This is a genomic window from Halomonas sp. SIMBA_159 (assembly GCF_046536035.1).
Classification (GTDB): domain Bacteria; phylum Pseudomonadota; class Gammaproteobacteria; order Pseudomonadales; family Halomonadaceae; genus Vreelandella; species Vreelandella venusta_A.
In genome coordinates this window covers 1-266 of sequence record NZ_JAWJBT010000724.1, presented here as the reverse complement: position 1 = coordinate 266, position 266 = coordinate 1, and the positions used below count along the sequence as shown (strand labels likewise).

At 45.9% G+C, this 266-nt stretch carries 1 pseudogene; it reads right to left on the bottom strand.

Annotation, left to right across the window (positions count from 1 at the left end):
• Positions 1 to 266, bottom strand: a pseudogene (locus R0J87_RS21100) (MFS transporter); the annotation flags it as partial.

The following is a 266-nucleotide window of genomic DNA, read 5'->3' as shown; positions in this document are numbered from 1 at the left end:
ACCAACACCCGCATGTCTATTTTGTTGCCATAACGTCCTATCAAAGGTGAAATTAATAGTGGCATGATGCCGATGGGCGCATAAGCAAGTCCGGCCCATATCGCATTATACCCCATCGTTTCCTGGAGTAACTGCGGCATAAGGACGATCGCTCCAGAGTAAAATAAATACGCGCATGTGATACTCACAATACCAATGGTGAAGTTACGGGACTTAAACAAACTGAGATCAAGAATCGGGTTCTCTGAGGTCGACTCCCAAATGAC